The 26,387-nt window shown below is 37.8% G+C and carries 21 protein-coding genes; 14 read left to right on the forward strand and 7 right to left on the reverse strand.

Annotated elements, in window-relative coordinates:
• Positions 1 to 101: 101 nt before the first annotated feature.
• Entirely contained in the window at positions 102 to 1,598 is a 1,497-nt protein-coding gene (locus tag AAFN87_RS09950) for a catalase (RefSeq protein WP_481886470.1), read from the reverse strand.
• A gap of 431 nt (positions 1,599 to 2,029) precedes the next feature.
• On the opposite strand from AAFN87_RS09950, the gene AAFN87_RS09955 reads away from it, so the two are divergent.
• The 3 genes from AAFN87_RS09955 to AAFN87_RS09965 all read left to right on the forward strand — a co-directional run bounded on the left by AAFN87_RS09955 (position 2,030) and on the right by AAFN87_RS09965 (position 5,934).
• Positions 2,030 to 3,883 carry an SLC13 family permease gene (locus AAFN87_RS09955; protein ID WP_347791448.1) on the forward strand — a complete coding sequence of 618 codons (1,854 nt, stop codon included), beginning with the start codon at positions 2,030 to 2,032 and terminating at the stop codon, positions 3,881 to 3,883.
• 228 nt (positions 3,884 to 4,111) lie between these two features.
• A complete protein-coding gene (locus AAFN87_RS09960) occupies positions 4,112 to 4,795 on the forward strand; it encodes a response regulator transcription factor (RefSeq protein ID WP_347790913.1) in 684 nt (227 codons plus the stop codon).
• Positions 4,795 to 5,934, forward strand: coding sequence for a sensor histidine kinase (locus tag AAFN87_RS09965; protein WP_347790914.1), 1,140 nt, complete (start codon positions 4,795 to 4,797; stop codon positions 5,932 to 5,934). The genes AAFN87_RS09960 and AAFN87_RS09965 overlap by 1 nt, the downstream gene beginning before the upstream one ends.
• 268 nt (positions 5,935 to 6,202) lie before the next feature.
• Here AAFN87_RS09965 and AAFN87_RS09970 read toward each other — a convergent pair whose 3' ends face one another.
• From AAFN87_RS09970 to AAFN87_RS09980, 3 genes are read right to left on the reverse strand one after another with little or no spacing between them, the layout of a single operon-like run.
• Positions 6,203 to 6,859 carry a GAP family protein gene (locus AAFN87_RS09970; RefSeq protein ID WP_347790915.1) on the reverse strand — a complete coding sequence of 219 codons (657 nt, stop codon included), beginning with the start codon at positions 6,857 to 6,859 and terminating at the stop codon, positions 6,203 to 6,205.
• Positions 6,856 to 7,629: a MerR family transcriptional regulator gene (locus tag AAFN87_RS09975; RefSeq protein ID WP_347790916.1), complete on the reverse strand. Its 774-nt coding sequence runs from the start codon at positions 7,627 to 7,629 to the stop codon at positions 6,856 to 6,858. The genes AAFN87_RS09970 and AAFN87_RS09975 overlap by 4 nt, the downstream gene beginning before the upstream one ends.
• 23 nt (positions 7,630 to 7,652) lie before the next feature.
• The gene (locus AAFN87_RS09980; RefSeq protein WP_347790917.1) at positions 7,653 to 7,802 is read right to left on the reverse strand and encodes a hypothetical protein; all 150 of its coding nucleotides are present in this window, start codon (positions 7,800 to 7,802) and stop codon (positions 7,653 to 7,655) included.
• 152 nt (positions 7,803 to 7,954) lie between these two features.
• Between AAFN87_RS09980 and AAFN87_RS09985 the strand changes: the two genes are divergently transcribed.
• From AAFN87_RS09985 to AAFN87_RS10010, 6 genes are all read left to right on the forward strand, one after another.
• Positions 7,955 to 8,611 carry a DUF4097 family beta strand repeat-containing protein gene (locus AAFN87_RS09985; RefSeq protein ID WP_347790918.1) on the forward strand — a complete coding sequence of 219 codons (657 nt, stop codon included), beginning with the start codon at positions 7,955 to 7,957 and terminating at the stop codon, positions 8,609 to 8,611.
• Between the two features lie 295 nt (positions 8,612 to 8,906).
• On the forward strand, positions 8,907 to 9,335 hold the full coding sequence (locus AAFN87_RS09990; RefSeq protein ID WP_347790919.1) for a hypothetical protein: 429 nt from the start codon (positions 8,907 to 8,909) through the stop codon (positions 9,333 to 9,335).
• 266 nt (positions 9,336 to 9,601) lie between these two features.
• Entirely contained in the window at positions 9,602 to 11,011 is a 1,410-nt protein-coding gene (locus AAFN87_RS09995; protein WP_347790920.1) for an ABC transporter permease, read from the forward strand.
• Between the two features lie 11 nt (positions 11,012 to 11,022).
• Positions 11,023 to 11,697: an ABC transporter ATP-binding protein gene (locus AAFN87_RS10000; RefSeq protein WP_347790921.1), complete on the forward strand. Its 675-nt coding sequence runs from the start codon at positions 11,023 to 11,025 to the stop codon at positions 11,695 to 11,697.
• Positions 11,698 to 11,717: 20 nt separating this feature from the next.
• Entirely contained in the window at positions 11,718 to 13,661 is a 1,944-nt protein-coding gene (locus tag AAFN87_RS10005; protein WP_347790922.1) for an ABC transporter ATP-binding protein/permease, read from the forward strand.
• Positions 13,661 to 15,457 carry an ABC transporter ATP-binding protein/permease gene (locus AAFN87_RS10010; RefSeq protein WP_347790923.1) on the forward strand — a complete coding sequence of 599 codons (1,797 nt, stop codon included), beginning with the start codon at positions 13,661 to 13,663 and terminating at the stop codon, positions 15,455 to 15,457. The genes AAFN87_RS10005 and AAFN87_RS10010 overlap by 1 nt, the downstream gene beginning before the upstream one ends.
• A gap of 304 nt (positions 15,458 to 15,761) precedes the next feature.
• On the opposite strand, the gene ahpF is transcribed toward AAFN87_RS10010, so the two are convergent.
• From ahpF to AAFN87_RS10025, 3 genes are all read right to left on the reverse strand, one after another.
• Complete coding sequence (gene ahpF, locus AAFN87_RS10015) at positions 15,762 to 17,291, reverse strand: alkyl hydroperoxide reductase subunit F (RefSeq protein ID WP_347790924.1); 1,530 nt, start codon at positions 17,289 to 17,291, stop codon at positions 15,762 to 15,764.
• 14 nt (positions 17,292 to 17,305) lie between these two features.
• The gene (gene ahpC / locus AAFN87_RS10020) at positions 17,306 to 17,869 is read right to left on the reverse strand and encodes an alkyl hydroperoxide reductase subunit C (protein ID WP_347790925.1); all 564 of its coding nucleotides are present in this window, start codon (positions 17,867 to 17,869) and stop codon (positions 17,306 to 17,308) included.
• A 364-nt stretch (positions 17,870 to 18,233) separates the two neighbouring features.
• Positions 18,234 to 19,691, reverse strand: coding sequence for a helix-turn-helix domain-containing protein (locus tag AAFN87_RS10025; RefSeq protein ID WP_347790926.1), 1,458 nt, complete (start codon positions 19,689 to 19,691; stop codon positions 18,234 to 18,236).
• A 162-nt stretch (positions 19,692 to 19,853) separates the two neighbouring features.
• On the opposite strand from AAFN87_RS10025, the gene AAFN87_RS10030 reads away from it, so the two are divergent.
• The 5 genes from AAFN87_RS10030 (at position 19,854) to AAFN87_RS10050 (ending at position 26,376) form a co-directional block, all read left to right on the forward strand.
• A complete protein-coding gene (locus AAFN87_RS10030; RefSeq protein ID WP_347790927.1) occupies positions 19,854 to 21,188 on the forward strand; it encodes a YjiH family protein in 1,335 nt (444 codons plus the stop codon).
• A 15-nt stretch (positions 21,189 to 21,203) separates the two neighbouring features.
• Positions 21,204 to 22,865 (forward strand): urocanate hydratase, encoded by a 1,662-nt coding sequence (gene hutU / locus AAFN87_RS10035; RefSeq protein ID WP_347790928.1) that lies wholly within the window; start codon positions 21,204 to 21,206, stop codon positions 22,863 to 22,865.
• A gap of 6 nt (positions 22,866 to 22,871) precedes the next feature.
• A complete protein-coding gene (gene hutI / locus AAFN87_RS10040; protein ID WP_347790929.1) occupies positions 22,872 to 24,140 on the forward strand; it encodes an imidazolonepropionase in 1,269 nt (422 codons plus the stop codon).
• Positions 24,137 to 25,108: an agmatinase family protein gene (locus AAFN87_RS10045; protein ID WP_347790930.1), complete on the forward strand. Its 972-nt coding sequence runs from the start codon at positions 24,137 to 24,139 to the stop codon at positions 25,106 to 25,108. The genes hutI and AAFN87_RS10045 overlap by 4 nt, the downstream gene beginning before the upstream one ends.
• Before the next feature lie 221 nt (positions 25,109 to 25,329).
• Positions 25,330 to 26,376, forward strand: a complete 1,047-nt coding sequence (locus AAFN87_RS10050) for a nitric oxide synthase oxygenase (RefSeq protein ID WP_347790931.1) — start codon at positions 25,330 to 25,332, stop codon at positions 26,374 to 26,376.
• Positions 26,377 to 26,387: the final 11 nt, after the last annotated feature.

Consider the following 26,387-nt stretch of genomic DNA (forward strand, 5'->3'; position numbering starts at 1 on the left):
AACCTGGTTTTATTTTCACGCATAAGTGATTAAGAAATCCCGAAAATAAAAAGTGGAGCTGCAATTTGCAGCTCCACTTTTTCTATAGCTTAACTAGTTAATTATTGATTTACTTTTTCTACATATGGATTTTCAAGATTCATACCTTCTAAAGAAAGACCCATAGCCTTCGCAACACCTTCACCGTAAGCTGGATCAGCAAGGTAGCAGTGTAGGATGTGGCGACGTTTAATGAATTCTTCTACTGGTGCCATTTCAGCAGCAGTTGTTTCAAATAAACGTTGTTGCTCTTCGGCACTCATTAAGCGGAATAGCTTACCTGGTTGCTCGAAGTAGTTATTGTCATCTTCACGGAAATCGTGGATGCCAGCATTGCCATCGATGCGTAATTCAGGCTCTTTTAAATCTACGTTGTGCTCCCACTCACCGTAGCTGTTTGGCTCGTAGCTCATTGTTGAGCCTAAGTTGCCATCAAAACGCATAGCGCCATCGCGGTGGAATGTGCGGAATGGGCATTTTGGTGCGTTTACTGGCAGCATGTAATGGTTCACGCCTAAACGGTAGCGCTGCGCATCTGCATAAGCAAAAATACGCCCTTGTAACATTTTGTCAGGTGAGAAGCCAATGCCAGGTACAATGTTAGATGGAGCAAATGCTGCTTGTTCTACGTCAGCAAAGTAGTTTTCCGGATTTCTAGTTAACTCGAATTCACCAACTGGAATTAGTGGGAAGTCGCCTTTATACCAAACTTTAGTTAAGTCGAATGGGTTGTAAGGTAATGCGCGAGCTTGCTCTTCAGTCATTACTTGAATATACATTTTCCATTTCGGGAAGTTACCTGCTTCGATTGATTCGTAAAGGTCGCGTTGTGAAGATTCACGGTCGTTACCAATTAATTCTGCCGCCTCAGCGCCTGTTAAGTTTTCAATACCTTGTTCTGTACGGAAGTGGAATTTTACCCATACGCGTTCGTTGTCGGCATTGATAAAGCTGTATGTGTGAGAACCAAACCCGTGCATTTGACGGTAGTTTTTAGGAATACCACGGTCAGACATTACAATTGTTACTTGGTGTAGTGCTTCAGGTAATGAAGTCCAGAAATCCCAGTTGCTATTAGGGTTGTGCATATTTGTGCGTGGATCACGCTTAACAACATGGTTTAAGTCTATAAAGTGTAATGGATCACGGAAGAAGAATACAGGTGTGTTGTTACCAACTAAATCCCAGTTACCTTCTTCAGTGTAGAATTTTAAAGCAAATCCGCGAATATCACGCTCTGCATCAGCAGCGCCGCGCTCACCTGCTACAGTGGAGAAACGTGCGAACATTTCTGTTTGCTTACCAACTTCTGAGAAGATTGCTGCTTTTGTGTATTTAGTAATATCATGCGTTACAGTGAAAGTACCATACGCACCTGAACCTTTTGCGTGCATACGACGCTCAGGAATAACTTCACGGTTAAAGTTTGCTAATTTTTCAACTAACCAAACGTCTTGTAATAAAAGTGGGCCACGACTACCTGCAGACATAGAATCGTGGTTACTAACTACTGGTGCACCACCAGCTGTTGTAAAACGGCGTTGTTTATCCATTGTCATAAAGATGTGCCTCCTAAAATATATAATTTAAAAACCTTCTTTAATAATCATAACAAAAGATAATCATAATTGCTACTAAATTATAATAATTCTTTTTAAGTAATTTTTATATTAAAGGTAAATTGTGAAAAAATAATATAAAAGTAGAAAAGGGTGATAACTAGTGAATATCGGCTTAAAATAACGGAGAATAGTGAAAAAACACTTTATATAAAGCCGCTTTAAATAAGATTGATTAGGAGAAGGGGCGCACTGTTTCTAGTTTCCACTATGCTCCTGTTGAAAATACATATGTCTAATTGAAAATAAAAATTGGTTCATTATAGCTCTCTTTCATATGAATTATGACATTTTACTAGAGAAATATTGGAATAGACAAATTTTCGCATGATTTTCGATACAATAGGTAATGGATATTATGTGGGGGGATTATAAACGTGCAATTAACAGTAACATTTATTATTTTGGCAATTACAATTGTACTCTTTATGACGAATCGTGTGCGCGGTGATTTAGTTGCATTACTCGCACTCCTTGCGTTCGTCATTTTAGGAGTTTTAACGCCAGCAGAAGCACTTGCAGGATTTTCGAATTCTGTCGTTATTATGATTGCCGCTTTATTTGTAGTAGGGGCTGGAATACTACGAACAGGACTAGCGAGTATGGCTGGCAATCTTCTATTAAAATGGTCAGGTGATAACGAATTGAGATTATTCGTATTACTTCTAATCATTGTGGCAACAGTTGGCGCATTCATGAGCAATACGGGAACGGTAGCGCTTATGTTGCCGATTGTCGTTAGTGTTGCAATGAGCATTAATGTCAGTCCGTCAAAATTTTTAATGCCACTATCGTATATCGCCAGTATGTCAGGGTTGATGACATTAATTGCCTCACCGCCAAACTTAATTGTTTCGCAGATTTTAGTGGATAATGGTTATGAAAAACTGGGTTTTTTTACAATTACACCGGTTGGCATTATTGCAACGGTAACGGTCATCGTGTATTTAGTACTAGTTCGCAATAAGCTACTGCCAAATGAAAAAAATCGCTCACAATCCGATGCAGGTTATAAATTGTCACCGAAGAAGATTGTTAAACAATACGATTTGAAAGATAAGCTATTTTGCATCGTTGTGCCGGAAACATCACCGATTATCGGGCAACCATTAGCTGAATTAAAATTACCGGCAAAATACCAAATTTGCATTATGAAAATTCAGCGTCGCGCTTCGGAAGGGATTAATTTATTGCCGATGACTTATCAAGAGCTGGCAGGGCCAACGAGCATTATCCATGTGAATGATGCACTTTATGTTCAAGGAATGATTGATGATGTAGAACGTTTTGCGACAGATTTTGATTTGAAAATAGACTTGAACGATACTTATGAGGCACACGAGCTTATTTCGAAAAAAATCGGTGTCGCAGAGGTTTTATTAACACCACAGTCAAGGTTAATCGGAGAAACGGTTAGTAAAATCGGTTTCCGCGAAAAGTACAATTTAAATATTATCGGGATTAACCGAAAAGGGGATTATTTACTACAAAACATGGCTCATCAAAAGCTCCGATTCGGGGATGCAATTTTAGTGCAGGGCTCTTGGGATGAAATAGAGCTACTTTCACGCGAAACATATGATGTAGTTGTTGTTGGGCAACCACGTGAACATGCGGGTGTCGCAGCCGCAACAGGAAAAGCCCCTATTGCTGGTGCCATTATGGTGCTTATGGTCGGACTCATGGTATTTGAAGTATTCGATGCAGTTATTTCGGTATTAATCGGGGCAGTGTTAATGATAATAACAGGCTGTTTACGCAATATGGACGATGCATACAATAAAATGAACTTCGAGAGTATTGTGCTTGTCGCAGCAATGCTTCCGATGGCGACTGCCTTGGAAAAAACAGGAGGAATGGTCATATTATCGGATGCTATTATTCGGACCCTAGGTGATTTTGGCCCATATGGTGTATTAATCGGTGTATATTTATTGACGGTTGTGTTCGGTCAATTTGTAAGCAATACCGCAACCGCTGTACTATTTGCACCAATTGCGATGACCGCCGCAATTACTATGGACGCCAATCCGCACACATTTATGATTGCGGTAGCAGCTGCTGCCGGGATGGCATTCGCAACACCAATCGCTTCCCCAACAAATTCCCTTGTATTAACTGCAGGTGGCTATAAATTTATGGACTTCGTAAAAGTCGGCGTACCACTACAAATCATTATGTTTATCGTCATGATGATTGCTGTACCGTTATTATTTCCTTTTTAGAAAAAACGAACCGCTCTTAATGGGCGGTTTTTTTTATTAAGGTACGGAAAAATTGACTTCCCAAAAGGGGGTCCTAGAAATCATATATTTAATTATGAGTTTGAATCGCAAGTAAGCACCGTAGAAAATGGATACATTCCTTGGCTGAAAAATAATATAATTTGATAATATATACTTAACATAGATTTAACACACACCTATTAATAATGAATATGAGGTGATTAAGATATGAGAATTCTTGTTGTTGAAGATGAGTTAGATTTACAGGAAGCTATCGCTGAGGGACTTAGAATAGAAGGTTATGCAGTTGATACTTGTAGTAATGGCGAAGATGCTTATGAACTAGCTTATGTTGAAAATTATGACTTAATAATACTGGACTTAAATCTTCCGAAAATGGACGGATTAAAGGTATTAGAAAAGTTAAGAGAAGACAATAAAGAATTAAAAGTTTTAATCCTTAGTGCAAGAAGTAGTGTCAATGATAAAGTTAAAGGTTTAGATATTGGTGCGAATGATTATTTAACTAAACCATTTGACTTTGCGGAATTGGAAGCAAGAATCAGAAATTTATTAAGACGAAAATTTGTGCAGGAACATAGCATTTTGACATGCGGAAATATAAATATTAATCTAACAAAACGAACCGCCTTTGTAGGAGAAAATGAATTGATCCTTACTAAAAAAGAATTTTCATTGCTTGAATATTTCTTGCTTAATCAAGAAAAGGTTGTCAGTCAAGAAGAGTTGATTGAACATGTCTGGGATAAAAATGCCGATAGCTTTAGTGGTGCTATTCGAGTTCACATAGCTACATTACGAAAAAAACTGAAAGCTCTTTTAGATTATGATCCAATACGTACAAAGATTGGTGCGGGTTATTTTATTACTAAAGATGATGGTGACGCTTGATGTTTAAAAAAATGCCGATTCGACTGCGACTTACTGCCATGATGGTCATTTTATTAACAATTTGCTGTGTAGGGCTTACAATAATTTTAAATTTTTCTGCAGGTATAATGGCAACAAGAATTGATGCGGCCGCTTCATTACCTGCACAAGTAGTCGGTGAAGATGGCAATGTTATTGACAATATGCAAATCCCACCAAATGCCATGATGCTTACCCCCTCTGTTGGTGCACAAAAAGCAAGAACAGAATTTCGATTTGAAAGTGTTTTTTATATGCTTTTAATCATTGTCTGTGGTGGCGTATTGACATACTATGTCTCGGGCAAAGTATTAAAACCACTTGATACACTAAATAATCAAATAAAAAATAGGACTGTGCATAATCTATCGGAAACAATGGACATTCCACCAACTAATGATGAAATAGCTGATTTAACGCATTCTTTTAATGAAATGACGGATAAGCTAAACGATGCTTTTATAATGCAAAGCCGCTTTTCTGCAAATGCTGCCCACGAACTCCGAACGCCACTTGCGGTACTAAAAACAAAGGTAGATGTATTTAAAAAGAAAAACGTACATTCTACAGAAGAGTATGATGCACTTATTACCATTTTTGAAAAGCAGACACAACGATTATCGGAGCTTGTATATACACTTTTAGATATGACAAATATGAATGATAATTTTGAGAAAGAAACGATCTGCTTAAAGGATATTTTTGAAGAAATTGTTTCTGAACTTTCTCATGTTGCAGAAGAAAAAGAGGTTATCCTTTATTTGGATTGCGATGAAAGTGTTGTGGATGGAAATATAGACTTACTGTATCGAGCGTTTTATAACATTGTTGAAAATGGTATTAAATACAATATTGACGGCGGTAAGGTAATGATACTTGTTAATGCTGATAAAAATCAGATAACAGTAGAAATTAAAGACACGGGAATGGGTATCCCTGATGAGGAAAAAAAGAATATATTTGAACCATTTTACCGCATAGACCAATCACGCTCTCGAGAATTGGGTGGCTCAGGCTTGGGACTTTCCATTGTGCAAAGCATTATTAACAAGCACAACGGTCAAATTACAGTTACGGACAATGACAACGGCGGTACTTGTTTTAACATTACATTAACTTAAAAGGATACGAAAAAGAATTAACTGGAAATTGTTTTAGGGGTTATTTGCACCTATCGTGCCTGATCCCCGTATAAAAGACAGAGATCAAAAAGGATTGACCAACCAGTTGTCGGAACTGAACCGGCGACTGGTTGTTTAGTTTCGCTTGTATTTAGATAAGGTTAAAATAAGACAACAGAAAATTCATTCACGATGTTGAACTTGATTTTATGCAGGTCTACTCAAAGATACTTTACATTTATCCACAATGTGTATCGTTATAGACTACTTACAGATAATCCAAACTGTTAAAAATCAAAATCAGCCCAACGATACACATGATCCATGAAATAGCTGATCCTGAATTCATCGAAAGCCGGATTCGAAGCATTTCTAATGGTCTTTGCATCACTCGTCCCAATAATAAATGCAGTGTAAACATGATTAAGGGTGGCAGCACCATTATAAAATTATAACTAGCTAAAATCGGCAGCCACTGAAATAGAGCTAAGTTTGAGGTTGTCATAAGACCAATAGCGGCAAAATAAGGAAATGCTGTCCCCGCTTCAATCAATGATGTCGTAAACCCGAGTGCAACCATGGATGCCTTACTTTTGGACTTGGGCTTTGGAAAATCGGATGTTTTACTTGTAGGAAAGTAAAAGCTTGCTATAAACAATATCCCCCCAATGATCAGCATTACCCAACTCACAATTCGATTTTGAAAAATGGAGGAAAAGGAAGTCATTATAACATCTAGGCCAAACATTAGAGAAACGCCTACTCCAAAATAAAAAGCTGCTACTGTCAATAAATAAATCATTAAACTAGAGCTTAATCGCTTTCTTTCAGTTAACAGCAAATATACCGTGACCCCCAAAGTGGCCGGACTAAGCGTATCTAATAGAGCCAGTCCTCCTACTGTAAGAAGTAATTCAATACTCACGATTCTCCTCCTTGCTGGGTAGTAGATGATCGAAGGGAAGAAATGTGAATTTCATATGCTCGCTCCATAAAATCAAGAACCTCTTGTTCAATCGGGTAAAGTCCAAGCTTTTCTGATTGCATTGGGGACTTCCTGATATCCCATAATTTATTGATAAATTCCTCTTCGTCATTAAAATCTTCCATTTGCTTTTCCAGCATGCGCCTTACTATGCTTTGCACTCTTGATGACGCAGGATCATTCTTTATCAGTCTTTTTATCTGACCTAACAGAGCAATCCACTCCAAAGAATCCGGATCTTCTCCCCTCATTTTAGGAACCCTTGTCAAAAGATTAAGTTCCGTATCATTAAATATGCTCTCTCTATAGCTTAGTAACCCTGATTTATTATTAGTCGATAACTGAATAAGTTTCTGTATTGCAAGTTGATCATCTCCACCTTCTACTGCAATCCCATTTATCAATTCCCGCAGAGAGGACTCTATACCTTTTAATTTATCTTGCTCTTCCATAATATAAACTAATTGGCTCTTCAAACTATTGGACCAATTCCATTTAGGATCAGATAGCATAACTTTAATATCTTTTAAGCTACAACCAATTCCTTTTAAAAATTGAATTTGCTGTAGCCGCTTTAAATCCTCTTCTGTATATAGACGATGCCCTCCTTCAGTTTTTGAAGAAACTGTTAGTAATCCGATCTGATCATAGTACCTAAGCGTTCTAACCGTAATTTTCGTCTGTTTCGCAACTTCTTTTATGTGAATCAAGTGCAGACACCTCCGGATTGAATTTAATAATCTTTATTTTTAAATAAACCAATTTTAATTAAATAACCAAATCCAAGACCGACTAACACGCCAGGAAAAGCTTGATCAAGCACAAGGCCAATTCCTGCTCCAATGACTACACATGCGTAAATAATGATATCTCCTTGTTTCACTTTTAACATCCCCCTTATCTTTATCATTGGCTTCATTATACAAAATGACGTTGCGTCACTTTCAAGTGTTTATTAAGAAATTCTTGCTAGTGACGTTACGTAACCTTATATAATTAGTTTTAAAATAATTATGAAGAGATGAGGAGATAGGAATGAATAAATATTACGTTTCTTTATTTTTGGTAGGCATTCTTTTTCTAAGCGCTTGTGGTTCTAATGAAGAGGATACAAAAAATACGGTCCTTAAGGAGGTAAAAAACATCTATATTGACCACGGAAGCACAACGGTAGAAGTTGAATCAGCAGATATCGAGTTGGTTGAAGCTTCCTGGCTTAATAATAATGGACCGGGAATTATTTTTGATGAGGAGAAAGAACAAATTAATATTCGGCTAGAAAGTGATTTCAGGAACATCATAAATATCGGGAAAATGCCACAATTATCTGTTCGTATTCCAACCAATTATGAGGGGAAAGTAACGATTGAAGGTTCTTCCGGTAACGTAAAGATAAAAAACCTGAATACGCAAAATCTTTATATTAAAGGAAAAAGCGGGAATGTATCTCTGGACTATCTAGAAATAAATAATGACATTAATGTTTCTATAAAAAGTGGAAACGTTCTATTAGCTTTGGAAGACAAGGACTCTAATGTGAACTGGGTTTTGCAATCAGGTAGTGGAAAACAATATGTTGCTATTCCTCTGGAGGATAGTAAGCAAAGTAACCGAAGGACACAAGGGAAAACGGGGGATGGTTCGTTTACTGTACAACTCCAAACTACCTCTGGAAATATAACAGTTAAATAAAACATCTGAACGGCTTTCCTCTAAAATTTTCGAAAATTTTAACTCTTAACAAAGATTTAACATGAGTTGTTATAAACTGGTGATATCAAGTGGAAAGGTTGCAGACTTTCTCTTGTGAATAAATAGATGACTAATTCAGTTAGGGGGATAGTAAATATTATAGAGGAGCTACTAAGTTCATTTGTTGAAAAAAGATCTAAGATTACAATGGATACTTAGAGTGATTTCAACAAAACATTTTTTCAAAGTGAAATCTCTTGGAAAGAGGCTTAAAACATTTTAGGAGGAATTTAACATGAAGAGAAAATTACAAATTGCTACACTTATGCTTGGGTTATCTACTGTTGCAGGATCTGCATATGCTGCAAGCAACAGCGACATGTGGGAAACAACTAAATCTAGTGAACCAGTCAACTTAGAAGAAATGGCTAAAGAAAAAGGAATCACGTTAGATGAACTGATTACTCAACTTGAAAAAGAAGGAACGATTACAACAGCGGCAAGTTTAACTGATTCAGTTAACACTGAAGGTGCTACTGAGTCAAATATGTCAGGCAGTATAAGTGTACCTACAAATTCTACTGAATCAGTTAGCTTAGAAGAAATGGCTAAAGAAAAAGGAATTACGGTAGATGAACTAATTGCTCAGCTTGAAGAAGAGGGTAAGCTTATTGAAGCTCTAGAACTAACAGAATCCACACCAGTAGAAAATGGTAATAAATAACAAACGGAATACAAAAAAGGCTTTGGATAGTGGTTATTACCGACTATTCAAAGCCTTTTTTCTGCGGATTTTTTAGGAAATATGAAAGTGTAAATTTCTGGTATTAGAGCATTGTCTAGCTTCAGCGCCCAGCCCCTCAAGGTCGCTTCTGTCCCACAAGCGAAAGCGGGAAGAATGCTTTCGTTTGCTGGCCATCCAGCGCTTGTCGGGGCTGAACAGGGCGCTTGCGCTTTTCTTAACAAGAATTTAACAAGGATTGTTTTACAATGGAGACATGGAATTTAGGAGGAATTGAGATGTATATTTTAAAAAACGCAATGAAGAACATTAAAAGAAATAAGGGTAGAAACCTTTTAATGGCTATAGTAATGGGTATTATTGCAGTTACTTGCGTCATTGCATTGATAATCAACGGTGCGACATCAAGCATTATAACTGATTATAAAAATCAATTTGGAAGTGAAGTAAATGTTGAACTTGATTATGAAAAGATTTATGAAAGTGGAGATATGAATAATCTACCAACTGCAACGATTGAAGAACTTAAGGGTTATGCTAACTCTGATTACATAAAGGATTATTATTTTTATTTGGAAGCTCCTGCAGTTTCAAATAACATTACATCCATAAATCAAGAGGAAAATTCAGGGATACAAGGCAGTGACGGTGCTGTTGGTGGTGGACCAGACCTTGGACAGCCGAATTTAAAAGTGATTGGAAGTACATCATATCAGCTTTTTGAAGAATTCAAGAAAGGCGAACGCAAAATCATTAACGGTAGAATATTTGAAAATGACAATGAAGTTGTTATTAGTGAAGATTTAGCGAAGCTTAACAAACTTAAGTCGGGCGATACGATTGTTTTACGTTCAATAGCTGATGTAGAAAAAGATATACCACTAACTATAACAGGCATATATCAAGATTTAACTAAAGACGCTTCTGCAGATTTTGCATACAAAGATCCGTATATGACACGTAGAAACGAGCTTCTTACTAATTATGAAACGGCAGCATCGCTTGTGGGCGAACAAGCAAATTCGATGTCACGCATTAAATATTTCTTACATTCTCCGGATGACTTAGAAGCTTTTGTAAAAGAAGCACAAGGTAAGGGACTAAGTGAGTATTACAGTTTTACAAATAATGAATATTTGTACAAGCAGATTGCGGGTCCTGTTGAAAGTGTCCAAAAAATAAGTACAGTATTTTTAGTTGTAGTCCTAATCTTAGGAGGTATAATACTAGTCCTTTTAAACTTAATTACTTTAAGAGAACGCAAATATGAAATCGGTGTTTTAAGAGCAATCGGAATGAAAAAATTAAACGTTATTAAAACGTTAGTGTATGAGTCAATCATTGTAACAATGGTTGCTGTAACTATTGGTATTGGGATAGGCGGGCTTGCTTCTCAACCAGTATCAGATAAACTTCTTGCTGAACAAATTGAGCAAAAGCAAGAACAAATGGATAATGCAGGGAGTAATTTCGGTGGTGCTAGCGTAGCATTACCAAATGATGTTGAAATGATAGATTCATTAAATGCAGAATTGGATTTAAGTGTTGTATTAGCAATATTTCTAATTGGTAGCTTACTCGTGATTATTTCTAGTTCAATGTCACTGATTTATATTACAAAATATGAGCCAATTAAAATTCTTTCGGAAAGAAATTAGGAGGGTACAAAATGGGTGTACTAACAGTAAATAATCTTTCTTATGTTTATGAAGGTACAAAAAAGAAGGTACTAAATAATATAAGCATTTCCTTTGAGCAAAAGAAAACTTACACAATCATTGGGAAATCAGGTTCAGGAAAAACTACTTTATTAGCCTTACTTTCAGGACTGGATCTTTGTAAGGACGGAGAAATTTTATATAGAGGCCAAAACTTAAAAACAATTGACCGCGATGATTATCGTTCTAAAAAGATCGGAGTGATTTTCCAAAGTTATAATTTACTTACCAATGCCACAGCTATTGAAAATATTATGCTCTCGATGGATATTAGCGGTGTAAAAATAGATAACAAAAAAGAATTTGCTTACAACCTTTTGCAAAAGGTTGGTATCGACAAGGAAACAGCCGACAGAAAAGTTCTTAAATTAAGTGGCGGGGAACAACAGCGTATCGGTATTGCAAGAGCATTGTCGCATGATCCAGACATCATTATAGCTGATGAACCAACTGGGAATTTGGATACTGCAACAGAAGAAAGCATTATGAAAATACTAACATCACTTTCCGAAAAGGAAGATAAATGTGTGATCATTGTGACCCATTCCGAAAAGGTTGCAGGCTATGCAGATGAAGTTTGGGGTATTGAAAATGGTAAACTTTCCCTTGTGAAGAAAAAATACTAACTTAGAAAAGGGGAAAATATATGTTTGAACTAAAAAATGTATCGAAAAAATATAACGGCGATTTCGCCTTAAATAATATTTCCGTTGATATAGGAAAAGGGCTTAATTTTATTGTTGGTGCGTCTGGGAGTGGCAAAACCACCTTGCTAAAAATCATGAGTGGTATGGAGCAAAATTTTGACGGATCTGTTTCGTATGGTGGAAAAGACATTAAAACCTTAACAAACGAGGAGAAAAGCTATTTTTACAACAATATCTTTGGTTTCGTATGGCAGGATTTTAATTTACTAGAGGATTTAACGGTGCTTGAGAATGTGTTGTTACCACAGTATTTAAAAGATGTTCAACAAACAAAAAATGCAGAGAAAATACTGAAAGAACTTAAAATTTTCGATATTGCAAACCAACAAGTTAAGACTCTTTCGGGCGGACAGAAACAGCGTGTGGCCATTGCACGAGAGCTTATGAAAAATCCACAGGTCATCATTGCAGATGAGCCAACAAGTGCATTAGATGAAAAAAGCTCAAAGGTCACAATGGAAATTTTAAGAACGATTTCAAAGAACAGAACAGTTATTATCGTGACGCACGATACCTCTTTAATTAACGTAAAAGACAATGTTTTTGAGCTTGATAAGGGCGAACTCGTTTCTTCAGCGGGCAATTATTTGGCAACATCACCCGAACTAAAAATATGGAGTAAGAGTAAGTTATCAATTAAAAATGCTTTTACCATATCTCGGACGGGGATAAAAAGAAGTATTGGACGTTTTACAATATCTACACTTTCGCTAATGGTAGCGGCAATATTATTACTTACAACACTGGGCGGAGCAATTAACAGTAGTAGCCAAGAAGCTTTCGATGAGCTATTTGATGCTTATGGTGACGCGCTACTGGATATCAGTATTGTTGGAAGCTTTATGAGCGCAGGAGGGACGGATGGTAACGATGATGAACAGCCAAATGCCGATGTAATTCAAGATATTGGAGGCTTGTATGAGAAGTATTTAAGTGATGAGCGTGTTGCCTTCACAACCTTTTTACAAGCTTTTGATAACATCTCCATTACAGTGGACGGGGAAAATTACCAGGTAGCAAGCACAGGTAGCGTTCCTTTTATAAATAAACTTCTAACAGGAAAAATGCCAGCGGGTGCGGATTATGAGGTAGTTGTTCCTGAGAGCTTTGTGAAATCATTAGGAATTGAAAATGATCAAGCAATTGGTAAAGAAATTGATTTCAGCTCCTCTATTTATAATTGGGATACAGGTAGTCCTGAACTGAAAGACGCCAAAATCAAAGCTACTATTGTAGGTGTGGCAGATACAACGGCTGCTAATGAATATGAAGGTGAAATGATAGAGTTCTCTGTTGATGACGCCTTCTTTTTCAGCAAATCAGCGCTCGGTGATTTGAGAAATCAGGCAGACATGAAAGGGAATGAAACAAATTTCCTTATTCGAGCAAAAACGCCTGCTGATATGATTGCCATTAAGGATGAACTTAACGAACAAGGCATTGTCCCCCTTGGTAGATTTGAGCTAGTTGAGGACATTGTTAGATTAAATACTCAAACAACCGAGCAAACAGGTTCTGCAAGTTCAATTATAGGGATTTTATCTGTTGTGATGGTCATAGCTATTTTCCTGATAACGGGCGTTATGAGAAAACGCGAATATGCTATTTATAAGGTGTGCGGATTTAACAACCGTCATTTGAACTTGTTGAATTTAGCAGAAATGATTACCGTAGCTGTAACTAGCATTTTACTAATGCTTGTCACATCTCCACTTATTAATATGGCTACCGAAGCTTTATTTTCTGTAAATGTTTTAAATGCAGAAATGCTGACTAAAGGAATGCTTCTAATACTTGGCGTAGCGGTTATTGCTTATGGAACAACAGTCATAGCGTATGTAAGAACAAACATCACAACAGCTTTAAAGAAAGGTGACCGGTAGTGATACAAGTTCAAAATCTTACAAAAAAATACGGTAATTCGGTTATTCTTGACGATACAAACTTTACATTTCCAAACAAAGGACTTGTATGCTTGCTCGGCGCATCTGGCAGTGGAAAAAGCACATTGCTGAATATGCTTGCAGGCTTTGATAGCGATTATAGCGGTGATATTACCGTTTGCGGCACATCAATCAGTAAAATGAATAAGGACGAGCTATGTGCTTATCGCAGAGATAATATAGGCTTTATATTTCAAAACTATCATCTGTTAAGCGGATATACTGTACTTGAAAATATCATGCTTCATTGTGAGTTAAACAGTTTAGATAAACAAAGCAATGTAGAGAATGCCAAAGAATTATTAAACAAAATCGGTATTTCAGAAAAAGAAAGTGAAAAAATCGAAAATTTGTCGGGCGGGCAAAAGCAAAGGGTTGCCATTGCAAGAGCGTTAATTAGTAATCCAAGTATCATTTTAGCGGATGAGCCTACCGGAGCGCTTGATCGTCGTAATTCCACTGAAATTATTACTTTGCTAAAAGAGATTTCAAAGGATAGGTTAGTTATCGTCATTACCCACGACCCAAAATTATGTGATTTTGCAGATGAAGTGATTTCTATTGAAAATGGTAAAGTTGTTGCAAAAGATGTAAGAATTCAAGAAGAGATTGCTTGCGAACAAAACCTAACAATTAAACCAACTATAAAAGTATCATCTTTCAAAAGGGGACTAAAAAATTTCAAGGTGCATTTCACACGTTATGTTGCTATCAGTTTGGCCATTTCTATCGGCGTTTTTTGCTTTATGCTGTCCTTGTCTTCGGGCAATATTATGCAGCAGTCGATATCAGACTTCGAGGAGAAAAATACAGCTTATAACAATGGCTATATAAAAGCTGAAGATGACGAGGAAGTATTTGACCTATTATATGCAGATGAGCGTATTGAAAATATTTATCGTCAATATAAGTTACACGATGTGAGCTTAAGTATGGGTGACAACAACGAAACAATGTTAGAAAAATATCCGATGCCGAAAGCAACGGAAAGTATGTCATACGGGACAATGCCAAAAAAAGAGGCGAATGAAATTGCCCTAACGCCCAGTCTAGCTAAAAAGTTTGCAAGTAATATTAGCGATTTAGTAGGTAAAAAAATAACACTTAAATATAAAGATCAAGAGCACAAACTAACTATAAGTGGTATTTATAATGCGGGGTATGATGATTTCTTTGTCAGCTCCGATATTGAACAAGGATTTTATACTGACATTAAGGATGAGCAAGTTTATTCTATCAGTTATGATGTAAAAGATTTTGAAGATATAGTGGCAGTGAGCGAAATGCTTAGTGTAAAAAAAATTGACAGTAAAAACGCGGCTAGTGAAGTTGGAGCTTTGCAAAATACATTCAAAAGTCTTAGTCGCCTATTCCTTACTGTTTCAATATTGATTTTGGCAATCGGTTTGTTCATCAGTGCAGTATTACTTGTTAAACTACAAAATTCAAGATATAAGGAATTGGGGCTATTATCAGCATTAGGCTTCAAGAAAATCACAATACAAACGATTATTATTAGCGAAAATATTCTTTTATCCGCTATGGCAGCAATTTTCAATGCTGTGCTTATCGGAGGAGCATATCTCATTGGAATAACGTTTGGTTTAGCAATTAGCGTTTCACCTTTGCAAATTTTTGTTTCAATAATATCTACAGGATTTGTAGTTGTACTAATTAGTATTTTTGCAAGTTATAAACTTATTCACACTGAGCCTGCAGTTGCTTTAAGGAAATAGAGTTGTACGAATACTAAATTTCCAAATAAAAAATGGTAGTTTACGATCTGATTTACCAGATAGTAATTAAGTCAACCCTCTCAACTTGTGTTTATTCAAGTTGGGAGGGGCTTTTTATACGTTGATTTATTCAAATTCTTCTCTTTCTTTAACAGCTATTTAGATAGCGGGGTTACAGCTATTGAGAATCTATTTTGTAATTTAAAGTTGGCACGTTTCGCTTTAATGAACTAATTTTAATCAAAAAAACTCTAAACAAATGGCCAATTCACCGTTTGTCTAGAGTCTTTTGTCTTTTGAAAAATTAGTTACGAATTAAGTAATCAAATGCGCCAAGTGCTGCTGTTGCACCTGAACCCATTGAAATAATGATTTGTTTATAGGCGCTATCTGTACAGTCTCCTGCAGCAAATACACCTGGGATTGTAGTAGCACCTTGTTTGTCGACAATGATTTCACCCATACGTGTTTTCTCAAGAGTATCACCTAACCAGTCTGTATTAGGTACAAGACCAATTAAAATGAATACACCTTGTAATTCAACGTGATGTGCTTCACCAGAGACACGATCTACATAAGTAATACCGTTAACTTTATCTGTTCCAGTAATCTCTTGTGTTTGTGCATTTGTCACAATTGTTACGTTAGGTAAACTACGTAGACGATCTTGAAGTACTTGGTCAGCTTTTAGTTCTGCGTTGAATTCAATTACCGTTACGTGTTTTACGATTCCAGCTAGATCAATGGCTGCTTCGATACCAGAGTTACCACCGCCGATAACCGCAACATCTTTTCCAGCAAATAACGGACCATCACAGTGAGGGCAATATGCTACACCTTTGTTTTTGAATTCAGCTTCACCTGGAACGCCAACATTTCGCCAACGAGCACCTGTCGATAGGATAACTGTTTTACTTTTTAGCACCGCACCGTTTTCCAGTTCGATTTCGATTAAATCTTTCTTTTCTAAACGAGTAGCGCGTTGTAAATTCATAATTTCGATAGGATAGTCTTTTGCGTGCTCTTCAAGACTTGCTACAAATTTTGGACCTTCTGTATACTTTGTACCGATAATGTTTTCGATAGCTAACGTATCATTAACTTGACCGCCAAAGCGTTCTGCAACAATACCTGTGCGAATGCCTTTACGAGCAGCGTAAATAGCCGCACTAGCACCAGCAGGACCACCGCCTACAACAAGTACATCGAAAGGATCTTTATTGTCAAATTCTGAAGCGTCAGGACCAGTACCTAATTTAGCTAAAATTTCAGCTAACGTCATACGTCCACTACCAAATGGCTCGCCATTTAAATAAACAGTAGGTACAGCTAGAATATCTTTGCTTTCTACTTCTTCTTTAAATGCAGCACCATCAATCATAGTGTGCGAAATAGTAGGATTTAACACACTCATAATATTTAATGCTTGAACAACATCTGGACAGTTGTGACAGCTTAAGCTGATGTATGACTCGAATCGATATTCACCTTTAATGTTTTTAATTTGATTAATCACATCTTCGTCGACTTTTGGAGCGCGGCCACTTACTTGAAGTAATGCCAACACTAATGAAGTAAATTCATGTCCAAGAGGCACGCCTGCAAAAACGATGCCTGTGTCTTCACCAATACGATTTACGCTAAAGCTCGGTGTTCTATGTAGCTGCGTATGCTCTACATGAATGTGAGATGACATGGATTTTAACTCATCTACTAAAGCTAGCATGTCGCGAGAAACATCATCTGAACCAGCGCTTATTTTTAGAACGATATCGCCCTCTAACAGCTCAAGATATTGGGCTAGTTGTGCTTTGATTTCTGCATCTAATGTCATTAGGAATCGTCTCCTTAGATTTTACCTACTAAATCAAGGCTTGGTTTTAATGTTTCAGAACCTTCTTGCCATTTTGCTGGGCAAACTTCACCTGGATTGTTACGTACATATTGAGCTGCTTTAATTTTGTTTACAAGAATGCTTGCGTCACGCCCGATACCGTCAGCGTTAATTTCCATTGCTTGTACAATACCGTCTGGATCGATAATGAATGTACCGCGTTGAGCAAGACCAGCTTCTTCGTCAAGTACATCAAAAATGTTTGAGATTGTATGAGATGGGTCACCAATCATGATGTATTCGATTTTACCGATTGCTGGTGAAGAATCGTGCCATGCTTTGTGTGTGAAGTGTGTGTCAGTTGATACTGAGTAAACTTCTACACCTAATTGTTTTAATGTTGCATATTGGTTTTGTAGGTCTTCTAATTCAGTTGGACAAACGAATGTGAAGTCAGCTGGGTAGAAACATACTACACTCCATTTACCTTTCATGCTGTCTAAAGATACATCAATGAATTCACCTTGTTGGAATGCTTTAGCTGAAAATGGTTGTAACTCTTTACCGATTAATGACATAATAAAAATCCTCCTAAAATTGGTTAATAAACCGCAATAATTAAATGTACTAATTTCTTTTTTAGAATAATTATTGCTTACGACAAAATTATGGTAGAAAACTAATAATTCGTCAAGTGTTATGGTCCCCGAATCTTAAAAGATTTATGCATAAATGAAATATAAACCATCCAATTGAGAAAATTTAGCCACAATTAAAAGACTTGTTATTTGAGAAAACTAGTAACATAACAAAATAGATAATATATTAGTTGCAATAGTCAGAAATAATTGATTTTATAATTGATAAACTGAATATTTTTTAATGCCAGCTGTAATAACAGAGTTTTAAAACGATACAAATCTCTGTCCGCTTATACTTCATTCACTGCTCACTCAGCCATTGGGAGCGGTACCGGTAAGGTGTTGTGCCTTGTTGCTGCTTAAACACTTTAATAAAATAATTCACATCTTCAAAACCGTTCATTTGTGCCACTTCGGCAATTGAAAAATTCGTTTCCGTTAACACTTTAAGTGCTTGCTGTATACGTACATTTTGCACATAACGTTTAAAAGGTATGCCTTGCTTTTTCGAAAATAACGAGCTTAAATAATTCGCGCTAACCCCGAGTTTCTTTGCAACCGAATGCAAAGATAGTGATGTATCTGCGAAATCACGGTAAACGATTTCTGTAGCTAGTTCACTATAATCAGCCTTTAGTTGCTGTTTCGACATTGTCACAGAATGCATTAATGTTTGTGTAAATAATGTTATTTCCTGAATGATCGAATATAAAATAGGACCTTCCAATATAAGGTTAAATAACTTTCTATAAGAAGCTTCAATTTTTGATTGTTGCTGTAAATGATACTTCATCATAAAGCGACGAATTTGAGCTAGAATACTCGTTAAATGAATGCGTACATCACCTTGCTGATAATATGTACTCGTTTCTGTTAGGCGTTGTAAAAATTGTTTGATTGCCTGAATATCACCTGATTCTAAACTTTGAATCCAAAACTGCTGCTCATCTGGTGTGAGCAGTGGGTCGAGTGGGGTGAAAGCAATTTGCTCTGAGCTGAAAATTATTTGCTTATAGCCTTTATAAAAGCGCAAAGTGAGCGCTTTTTTTGTGTCGTTATACATTTTCTGAAGAGTCGTGTCCAATCCGTCATAAATGCCAATATTTATATAACTATCATGCAGCATATGCCATTCTTCAATAAGCATACGTGCACTAAGTGTCAGCTGCTGTAAATTCATATTATGGGCAATACATAAAATCCTCTTATGCAATGGATTAGCAATCAGTTCGGTAAAAATAGGCAATGTTAATAACCAATTGTATAAAGGCAATATTTGTGTAGAATGATCCGGTTCTATAATGAAAAACTGCTTCGTTTTACACTCGAAAATTGCCGGGTCATGTAAAAAAATTCTCTTGTACAATGATTGATTAGTCGCATCATTAATGACAGGGGGTGTTGATACTTTAGGAATTGTCAGTGACAGTAAAATTTTTTTAAGAGCGTCTAATGGTACCGGTTTGACGAATAATTGAACAGCTTGCAATTGTATAGCCTTCATCGCATGTAAAAATATCGGCTGTGCAGTAGTAGCAATAAAAAGTGCAGATTGCTGAGCTATTGCTAATCGAATTGATTCATTCATCAGTTCAATATCACCGATGACTACATTTACTATGTGGTTTTGTAAATAATGTAGTGCCTCATCATTCGTTGTGACACAATAAATTTCCGCATTACTCGATAAATATGTTGTTAAATACCACTCCATCCCGCGTAATTCCGCCATGTCCCGATCTACCATTAAAATATGCAATAAATACCCCTCCGAACAATATAAAAATACTATTTCATATATTTTTCCTATTAAGTAAAGAGTTTTCTGATATTCTATAAAAATTTTACTATAAGACTGCTCAAAATTCCATTTATTCAGAAAATAAACAAAACTATAATAAATGAAAAGGGGGGAGCGTTTATGGAGTTAAATGAAAGTAGTCGATTTGAAGTGTCCAAAAAAGTGCAAACATTTTCCGCTGTCAAAATGATTATTTGCAGTTTAATCGGTATTTTTAGCTTTTTTGTTACGTTTGAGTGGCAAGGGAAATCCTCTATTTTAGTGGATCACATTGTCACATTTGTATCTAAGAATGCCCCGCAACTTGTGAACGTATATATTTTATTGATTTTAATTTTTGGTGCGCTATATCCATTTGTCACAAAAAAGTGGAAAAAGTCAAAGGTGGATATTGTGTTATCAATATTAAAAGTCGGTGGATTAGCTGCTGGAGTCATGCTGATTTTTAATTTTGGTCCAGCTTGGTTATTTAATCCCGATATCGGTCCATTTTTGATGGAAAAGCTTATTAAGCCGGTCGGGGTACTGATTCCTATAGGAGCTATTTTCCTAGCATTACTAGTTAGCTACGGATTGCTAGAGTTTATTGGCGTGTTCATGCAGCCGGTAATGAAGCCCGTTTTTAGAACACCTGGACGCTCAGCGGTAGATGCGGTGGCGTCATTTGTCGGCAGTTATTCAGTAGGATTGCTTTTAACAAATCGAGTATTCAAAGATGGCAAATATACAATTAAAGAGTCCGCTATTATTGCGACAGGTTTCTCGACAGTATCGGCAACATTTATGGTTGTTGTCGCAAAAACACTCGATTTAATGGAACATTGGAATGCTTTTTTCTGGGTTACGTTAGTAATCACGTTTGTAGTCACGGCGATTACGGCACGCATTTATCCGTTACGTTCAATGAGTAATGATTATTGCGAAGGCGCAACACCTCAGCCGGAAATAATCGTTAAAAAAGATCGTCTGAAAACAGCGTGGAATGAAGCAATGATTGCAGTCGATGCCAATCCTTCACTACTAAAGAATTTATATTTGCATTTAAAAGACGGCGTCATTATGACGATGGGCGTTATTCCATCGATCTTATCTATTGGTCTTTTAGGAGTAGTGTTGGCTACGTATACGCCGGTATTTGATGTAGTTGCCTATATCTTTGCACCATTTACGTATTTATTGCAGTTACCAGAGCCGATGTTAACGGCGAAAGCTTTATCACTATCGATAGCAGAAATGTTTTTACCATCATTACTTGTGACACAAGCAGTAATGGTAACTAAATTTATTGTTGCGGTTGTTTCGATTTCAGCTATTTTATTTTTCTCAGCTGTTATTCCGGTCATTTTATCAACAGATATTCCTCTTACAATTCGTCAAATGATCATTATTTGGTTTGAGCGTGTTGTATTGACATTGATTTTAGTTACACCAATTGCATTTTTATTATTTGGCTAAAAGGAGAGAGCGATTTTGGTATTCAAAACAAATATTAAAGCACCAACAGGCAATGAGCTAACATGTAAAGGATGGACACAAGAGGCTGCGATGCGCATGCTTATGAATAACTTAGACCCGGAAGTAGCTGAAAATCCGGATGAATTAGTCGTATACGGTGGGATTGGCAAAGCGGCGCGCGATTGGCAAAGCTTTGACCAGATTATTGCGTCACTAAAACAATTAGAAAACGATGAAACCCTAATTGTGCAATCAGGAAAACCGGTAGCCGTATTCCGCACACATGAAAATGCACCACGAGTACTTATTGCTAACTCGAATTTAGTACCTGCGTGGGCAAACTGGGATAAGTTTTACGAATTAGAAGAGCGTAATTTAATGATGTATGGTCAAATGACAGCGGGTAGCTGGATTTACATCGGTGCACAAGGCATTTTGCAAGGGACTTATTTAAGCTTTGTCGAGGCAGGAAAAAAAGTGTTTGGCACAGCTGACTTGCGTGGCAAATTCATTTTAACAGGTGGTATGGGTGGAATGAGTGGAGCACAACCACTTGCAGGGAAAATGGCGGGCGCTGTTATTTTAGTCGTGGAAGTCGATCGTGCGAAAATCGACCGTAAAATAAAAGAAGGCTATTGTGATTATGTTGTAGAAACGGTAGATGAAGCAATGGCACTAGTGAATGAATTAACGGCGAAAAAAGAGCCCGCATCAATCGGACTGGTAGGGAACTGCGCAGATGTGAATCGCGAGCTACTAAACCGCGGCATTATCCCAGATTTCGTCACCGACCAAACGTCAGCGCATGATCCAATTAATGGCTACGTGCCCAATGAAATGACGTTACAGGAAGCGTTCGCACTGCGCAAGGCAGATCCGAAAACGTATGAACAAAAGGCGAAGGAAACGATGGCAGAGCATGTACGCACAATGCTTGAATTCCAAAAGGCGGGTGCAGAAGTTTTCGATTACGGTAATAATATTCGCGCTTATGCTCAGGAAATGGGTGTAGAAAATGCATTTGATTTCCCGGGGTTCGTACCAGCTTATATTCGACCGCTGTTTTGTGAAGGGAAAGGTCCTTTCCGATGGGCGGCATTATCAGGTGACCCGGAAGATATTTATAAAACAGATGCACTTGCTAAGGAAATGTTTGCTGAAGATGCAGCACTCGTAAACTGGATTGATATGGCGCAAAAAATGGTGAAATGGCAAGGCTTACCTGCGCGTATTTGCTGGTTAGGATACGGAGACCGTCACCGCTTTGCACTGCGAGTGAATGAAATGGTGGCGAGTGGTGAGCTGAAAGCACCGATTGTTTTTGGTCGTGACCATTTAGATTCGGGCTCTGTTGCCTCCCCAAATCGTGAAACAGAAGGCATGCTTGATGGAACCGATGCGGTATCAGATTGGCCGTTATTAAATGCCCTACTCAATACAGCAAGTGGCGCGAGTTGGGTAAGCCTACATCACGGTGGTGGTGTTGGGATGGGTTACTCACAGCATGCTGGGCAAGTTTTAGTCGCAGATGGGAGCGAGCTAGCAGCAGAAAAAATCCAACGCGTATTAGTTAATGATCCAGGAATGGGAGTAGTACGTCATGCAGATGCGGGTTATGATATCGCCATTCAAACGGCAAAAGAAAAAGGCGTGCATATGCCTATGTTAAAGGATTGATAGATGATGGCGAAATTGATTGTTAATGCAAATGAAGTGATTACGTTAGCGAGTGAACAAAAGGGGCCGCGTACAAAACAAGCGATGGGTGAAATAAATGTGTTAACAGGTGTGGCCGTTTTGATCGAAGGTGAAAAAATTGCTGGCATCGCACCGCTTCAGCAATTACATGATGAATTTCCACATTTAATACAGGATGCTGAAATTATCGATGCATGTGGGAAAATTGTAATGCCTGGATTAGTAGATTGTCATACCCATTTAGTGCACGGTGGGACGCGTGAAAATGAGTTCAACATGCGTCTCTGTGGTGCAACTTATATGGACATTATGAATGCTGGTGGCGGTATTCACTCAACGACGCTTCATACGCGTGCGGCAAGCTTTGATGAGCTATACGAAAAAACGTATGCCCATTTAAATGATTTCTTAAAATACGGTGTGACAACAGTAGAAGCGAAATCGGGTTACGGGCTTGATTGGGAAACAGAGCGCAAGCAAATGGAAGTTGCAAAAAAATTGCATGACAACCATCCAATTGATATTGTGTCGACATTTATGGGGGCGCATGCCGTTCCGAAAGAATATAAAGGCAATGAAGATGATTATGTCAATATCATTATTGATCATATGCTGCCACAAGTTGCAGAGCACAAGTTAGCAGAGTTTAATGACGTGTTTTGTGAAAAGGGAGTCTTTACGCCTGAGCAGTCTCGTCGAATACTACTTGCGGGTAAAAAGCTCGGCTTAATACCGAAAATTCATGCAGATGAAATCGAACCATATGAAGGGGCAGAGCTTGCAGCGGAGGTAGGGGCTATTTCGGCTGAGCACTTGCTTGTCGCTTCTGATGAAGGAATCAAGCGGATGGCCGATGCTAGCACGATTGCAGTGCTTTTACCGGGAACGGCATTTTTCCTACGAGCACCGTTTGCTAGAGGTCGATTAATGATTGATTCAGGCGTACCTGTTGCGATTTCAACAGATTTTAACCCAGGCTCTTCTCCAACAATCAGCTTGCCATTTATCCAAAATTTAGCTTGCTTAAATATGGGCATGACATTGGAGGAAGTACTGACAGCCACAACGATAAATGCAGCGTATGCCATTAATCGCGGAGATGAAATCGGTTCACTTGAAGCACAGAAAAAAGCAGATATTCTTATTTTAAATGTACCGAATTACAAGCAGATGCAATATTTTTACGGCATGAATCATACACATACAGTTATAAAAAATGGTGAAGTCGTTGTGAAAGAAGGCGTACTCGTATGAGTGAAGTGATTGTGCAGCCTAGTTTTTCATGGAATCGTATAGTTAGTCAGGACATGAAAGTGAAGGACTGGATTTGTCCGGTAGCTGAGCTAAGTGAGGTCCCTGACGTTGTATTGCTAGGCGTTCCACTTTCGCGTTCATCTATTAGTGCGTCGGCAGCATCTGAATTTCCTATTGCTTTTCGTAAAAGCTGGGAGTTGTTTTCTACTTATTATATTGATGAACAAGTTGATTTTCGAGAATTACGTGTAGCGGATATTGGCGATGTAAAAATGCATACGACGGATATTTTGCAATGTCATACTAATATTGAACAAGCGATGCGAGAAGTGATGGAACGTTATCCGCAAAGCTTTTACGTATCGATTGGCGGAGATCATTCGATTACTGCGCCGCTTGTTCGAGCACTCAAAGAAGGTAAACGTATCGGAATTTTGCAATTTGATACGCATTTAGATTTACGTGATTTATCGAATGGTCCGTCAAATGGCACGCCGATTCGACAGTTACTTGAAGCTGGTGTCGTCCGTGGTGAGGATGTATACAATATCGGTTTGCACGGTTTTTATAATGCGCCGTCATTAATCGAAGCTGCGCGGTACTATAATGTAAATATCATTACATTAAAGCAGCTACGGAAAACAGGCATCCAGCAGCAAATTGCCGAAGTGATGCAAGCACTTAGTGAAAAAGTGGATGTTATTTATGTGACTGTTGATATAGATGTGCTCGATATTACTTATGCGCCGGGCGTTCCTGCTTCAACACCAGGCGGTATGCGGACAGATGAGCTCTTTGATTTATTATTTGAAGTTGGCAAATCCAATCTTGTATGCGCGGTAGACTTTGTCTGCATCGATCCGCATCGTGATACGCAAGAGGCACAAACAGTTAAGGCAGTGACGTACGCATTTTTGACGACGCTCGTGTCGAGGTATATGCATATGAAAAATACACATGGGGATTGATCCCTATGTGTATTTTTGTGTCTTGTTTCCGTTTTGAACCTAATGAAGAAGGCTATTGACCTTAATCCGGAATTTAATAATCAACAATATCCTCCTTCAACATAAAAAGAGTTTGAACACTTTTAGTCATATATTAAAAATACATGTTTTATTTGGCAGCAGACGCGTTGGTTTCGCACGGCATTTTCTCTACAATGAAGTTATATTGGGGGAATACGGCAATGAATTTTCAAGAAATGCGAGACTTTTTAACTTTATATAAAAATGAAACAAATCAAACGGAACATTGGTTAATGAGCCGTCTTCAGCAAATAGAGCTACAAGGTGAATACGTACCGACAACTGAGGAAATAACATTTGGTGCGCGTGTTGCTTGGCGCAATAGTAATAAATGTATAGGGCGCTTGTTTTGGCAATCGTTGCAAGTATTTGATGAGCGTCACCTTTTAGACGAGCAAGCGATTTTTGAAGCACTACTGCGGCATATTGATGTTGCAACAAATGGGGGTAAAATTAAACCGATTATTACCATTTTCGCTCCTGGTCGTGTGCGTATTTGGAATCATCAGCTAATACGTTATGCTGGCTACGAAACAGATGAGGGTATTGTTGGGGATCCCGAATCAGTTCGTTTCACTGAGTTATGTATGAAGCTTGGTTGGCAGGGAGAGGGGACGGCTTTTGATGTTTTACCGCTTGTTATTCAAGTAGACGAGCAGATCCCGAATTTTTTTGAAATCCCGAAAGAACATGTGCTTGAAGTAAACGTGACGCATCCCGACTACAAAGCGATTGATGAACTGAACTTAAAATGGTATGCGGTGCCGATTATTTCGAGTATGCGTTTTAGCTGTGGGGGCATTGATTTTACTGCTGCTCCTTTTAACGGATGGTATATGGGAACGGAAATTGGTGCACGCAATTTCGCCGATACAAAACGTTACAATATGTTACCGGCTGTTGCAGATGCCATTGGTTTAAAGCGAGATACGAATAGTTCACTTTGGAAGGATCGCGCGCTCGTTGAACTCAATATTGCTGTGTTGCATTCTTTTAAGGAAGCAGGCGTTAGCATAGTTGATCATCATACAGCCGCACAGCAGTTTAAATTATTCGAGCAACAAGAAGGCTTGGCAGAACGTGATATTACAGGTAACTGGACGTGGTTGATTCCGCCATTGTCTCCTGCCACAACGCATATTTACCATCAACCCATAGCCAATATTATTAAGAAGCCGAACTATTTTTATCAAAAAGAGCCGTTTTGATAAGATAATGT

The sequence above is a fragment of the Solibacillus sp. CAU 1738 genome (assembly GCF_039888725.1).
GTDB lineage: Bacteria > Bacillota > Bacilli > Bacillales_A > Planococcaceae > Metasolibacillus.

Excerpts from the sequence above, each read along its gene's own strand:
- AAFN87_RS10005 (WP_347790922.1), top strand. The coding sequence starts at position 11,718 with ATGTTTGAACTAAAAAATGTATCGAAAAAATATAACGGCGATTTCGCC.
- AAFN87_RS10050 (WP_347790931.1), top strand. The coding sequence starts at position 25,330 with ATGAATTTTCAAGAAATGCGAGACTTTTTAACTTTATATAAAAATGAA.
- AAFN87_RS10000 (WP_347790921.1), top strand. The coding sequence starts at position 11,023 with ATGGGTGTACTAACAGTAAATAATCTTTCTTATGTTTATGAAGGTACA.
- AAFN87_RS09960 (WP_347790913.1), top strand. The coding sequence starts at position 4,112 with ATGAGAATTCTTGTTGTTGAAGATGAGTTAGATTTACAGGAAGCTATC.
- AAFN87_RS10045 (WP_347790930.1), top strand. The coding sequence starts at position 24,137 with ATGAGTGAAGTGATTGTGCAGCCTAGTTTTTCATGGAATCGTATAGTT.
- AAFN87_RS09950 (WP_481886470.1), bottom strand. The coding sequence starts at position 1,598 with ATGACAATGGATAAACAACGCCGTTTTACAACAGCTGGTGGTGCACCA.
- ahpC (WP_347790925.1), bottom strand. The coding sequence starts at position 17,869 with ATGTCATTAATCGGTAAAGAGTTACAACCATTTTCAGCTAAAGCATTC.
- hutI (WP_347790929.1), top strand. The coding sequence starts at position 22,872 with ATGGCGAAATTGATTGTTAATGCAAATGAAGTGATTACGTTAGCGAGT.
- AAFN87_RS09965 (WP_347790914.1), top strand. The coding sequence starts at position 4,795 with ATGTTTAAAAAAATGCCGATTCGACTGCGACTTACTGCCATGATGGTC.
- ahpF (WP_347790924.1), bottom strand. The coding sequence starts at position 17,291 with ATGACATTAGATGCAGAAATCAAAGCACAACTAGCCCAATATCTTGAG.
- AAFN87_RS09985 (WP_347790918.1), top strand. The coding sequence starts at position 7,955 with ATGAATAAATATTACGTTTCTTTATTTTTGGTAGGCATTCTTTTTCTA.
- AAFN87_RS09990 (WP_347790919.1), top strand. The coding sequence starts at position 8,907 with ATGAAGAGAAAATTACAAATTGCTACACTTATGCTTGGGTTATCTACT.
- AAFN87_RS10030 (WP_347790927.1), top strand. The coding sequence starts at position 19,854 with ATGGAGTTAAATGAAAGTAGTCGATTTGAAGTGTCCAAAAAAGTGCAA.
- AAFN87_RS09995 (WP_347790920.1), top strand. The coding sequence starts at position 9,602 with ATGGAGACATGGAATTTAGGAGGAATTGAGATGTATATTTTAAAAAAC.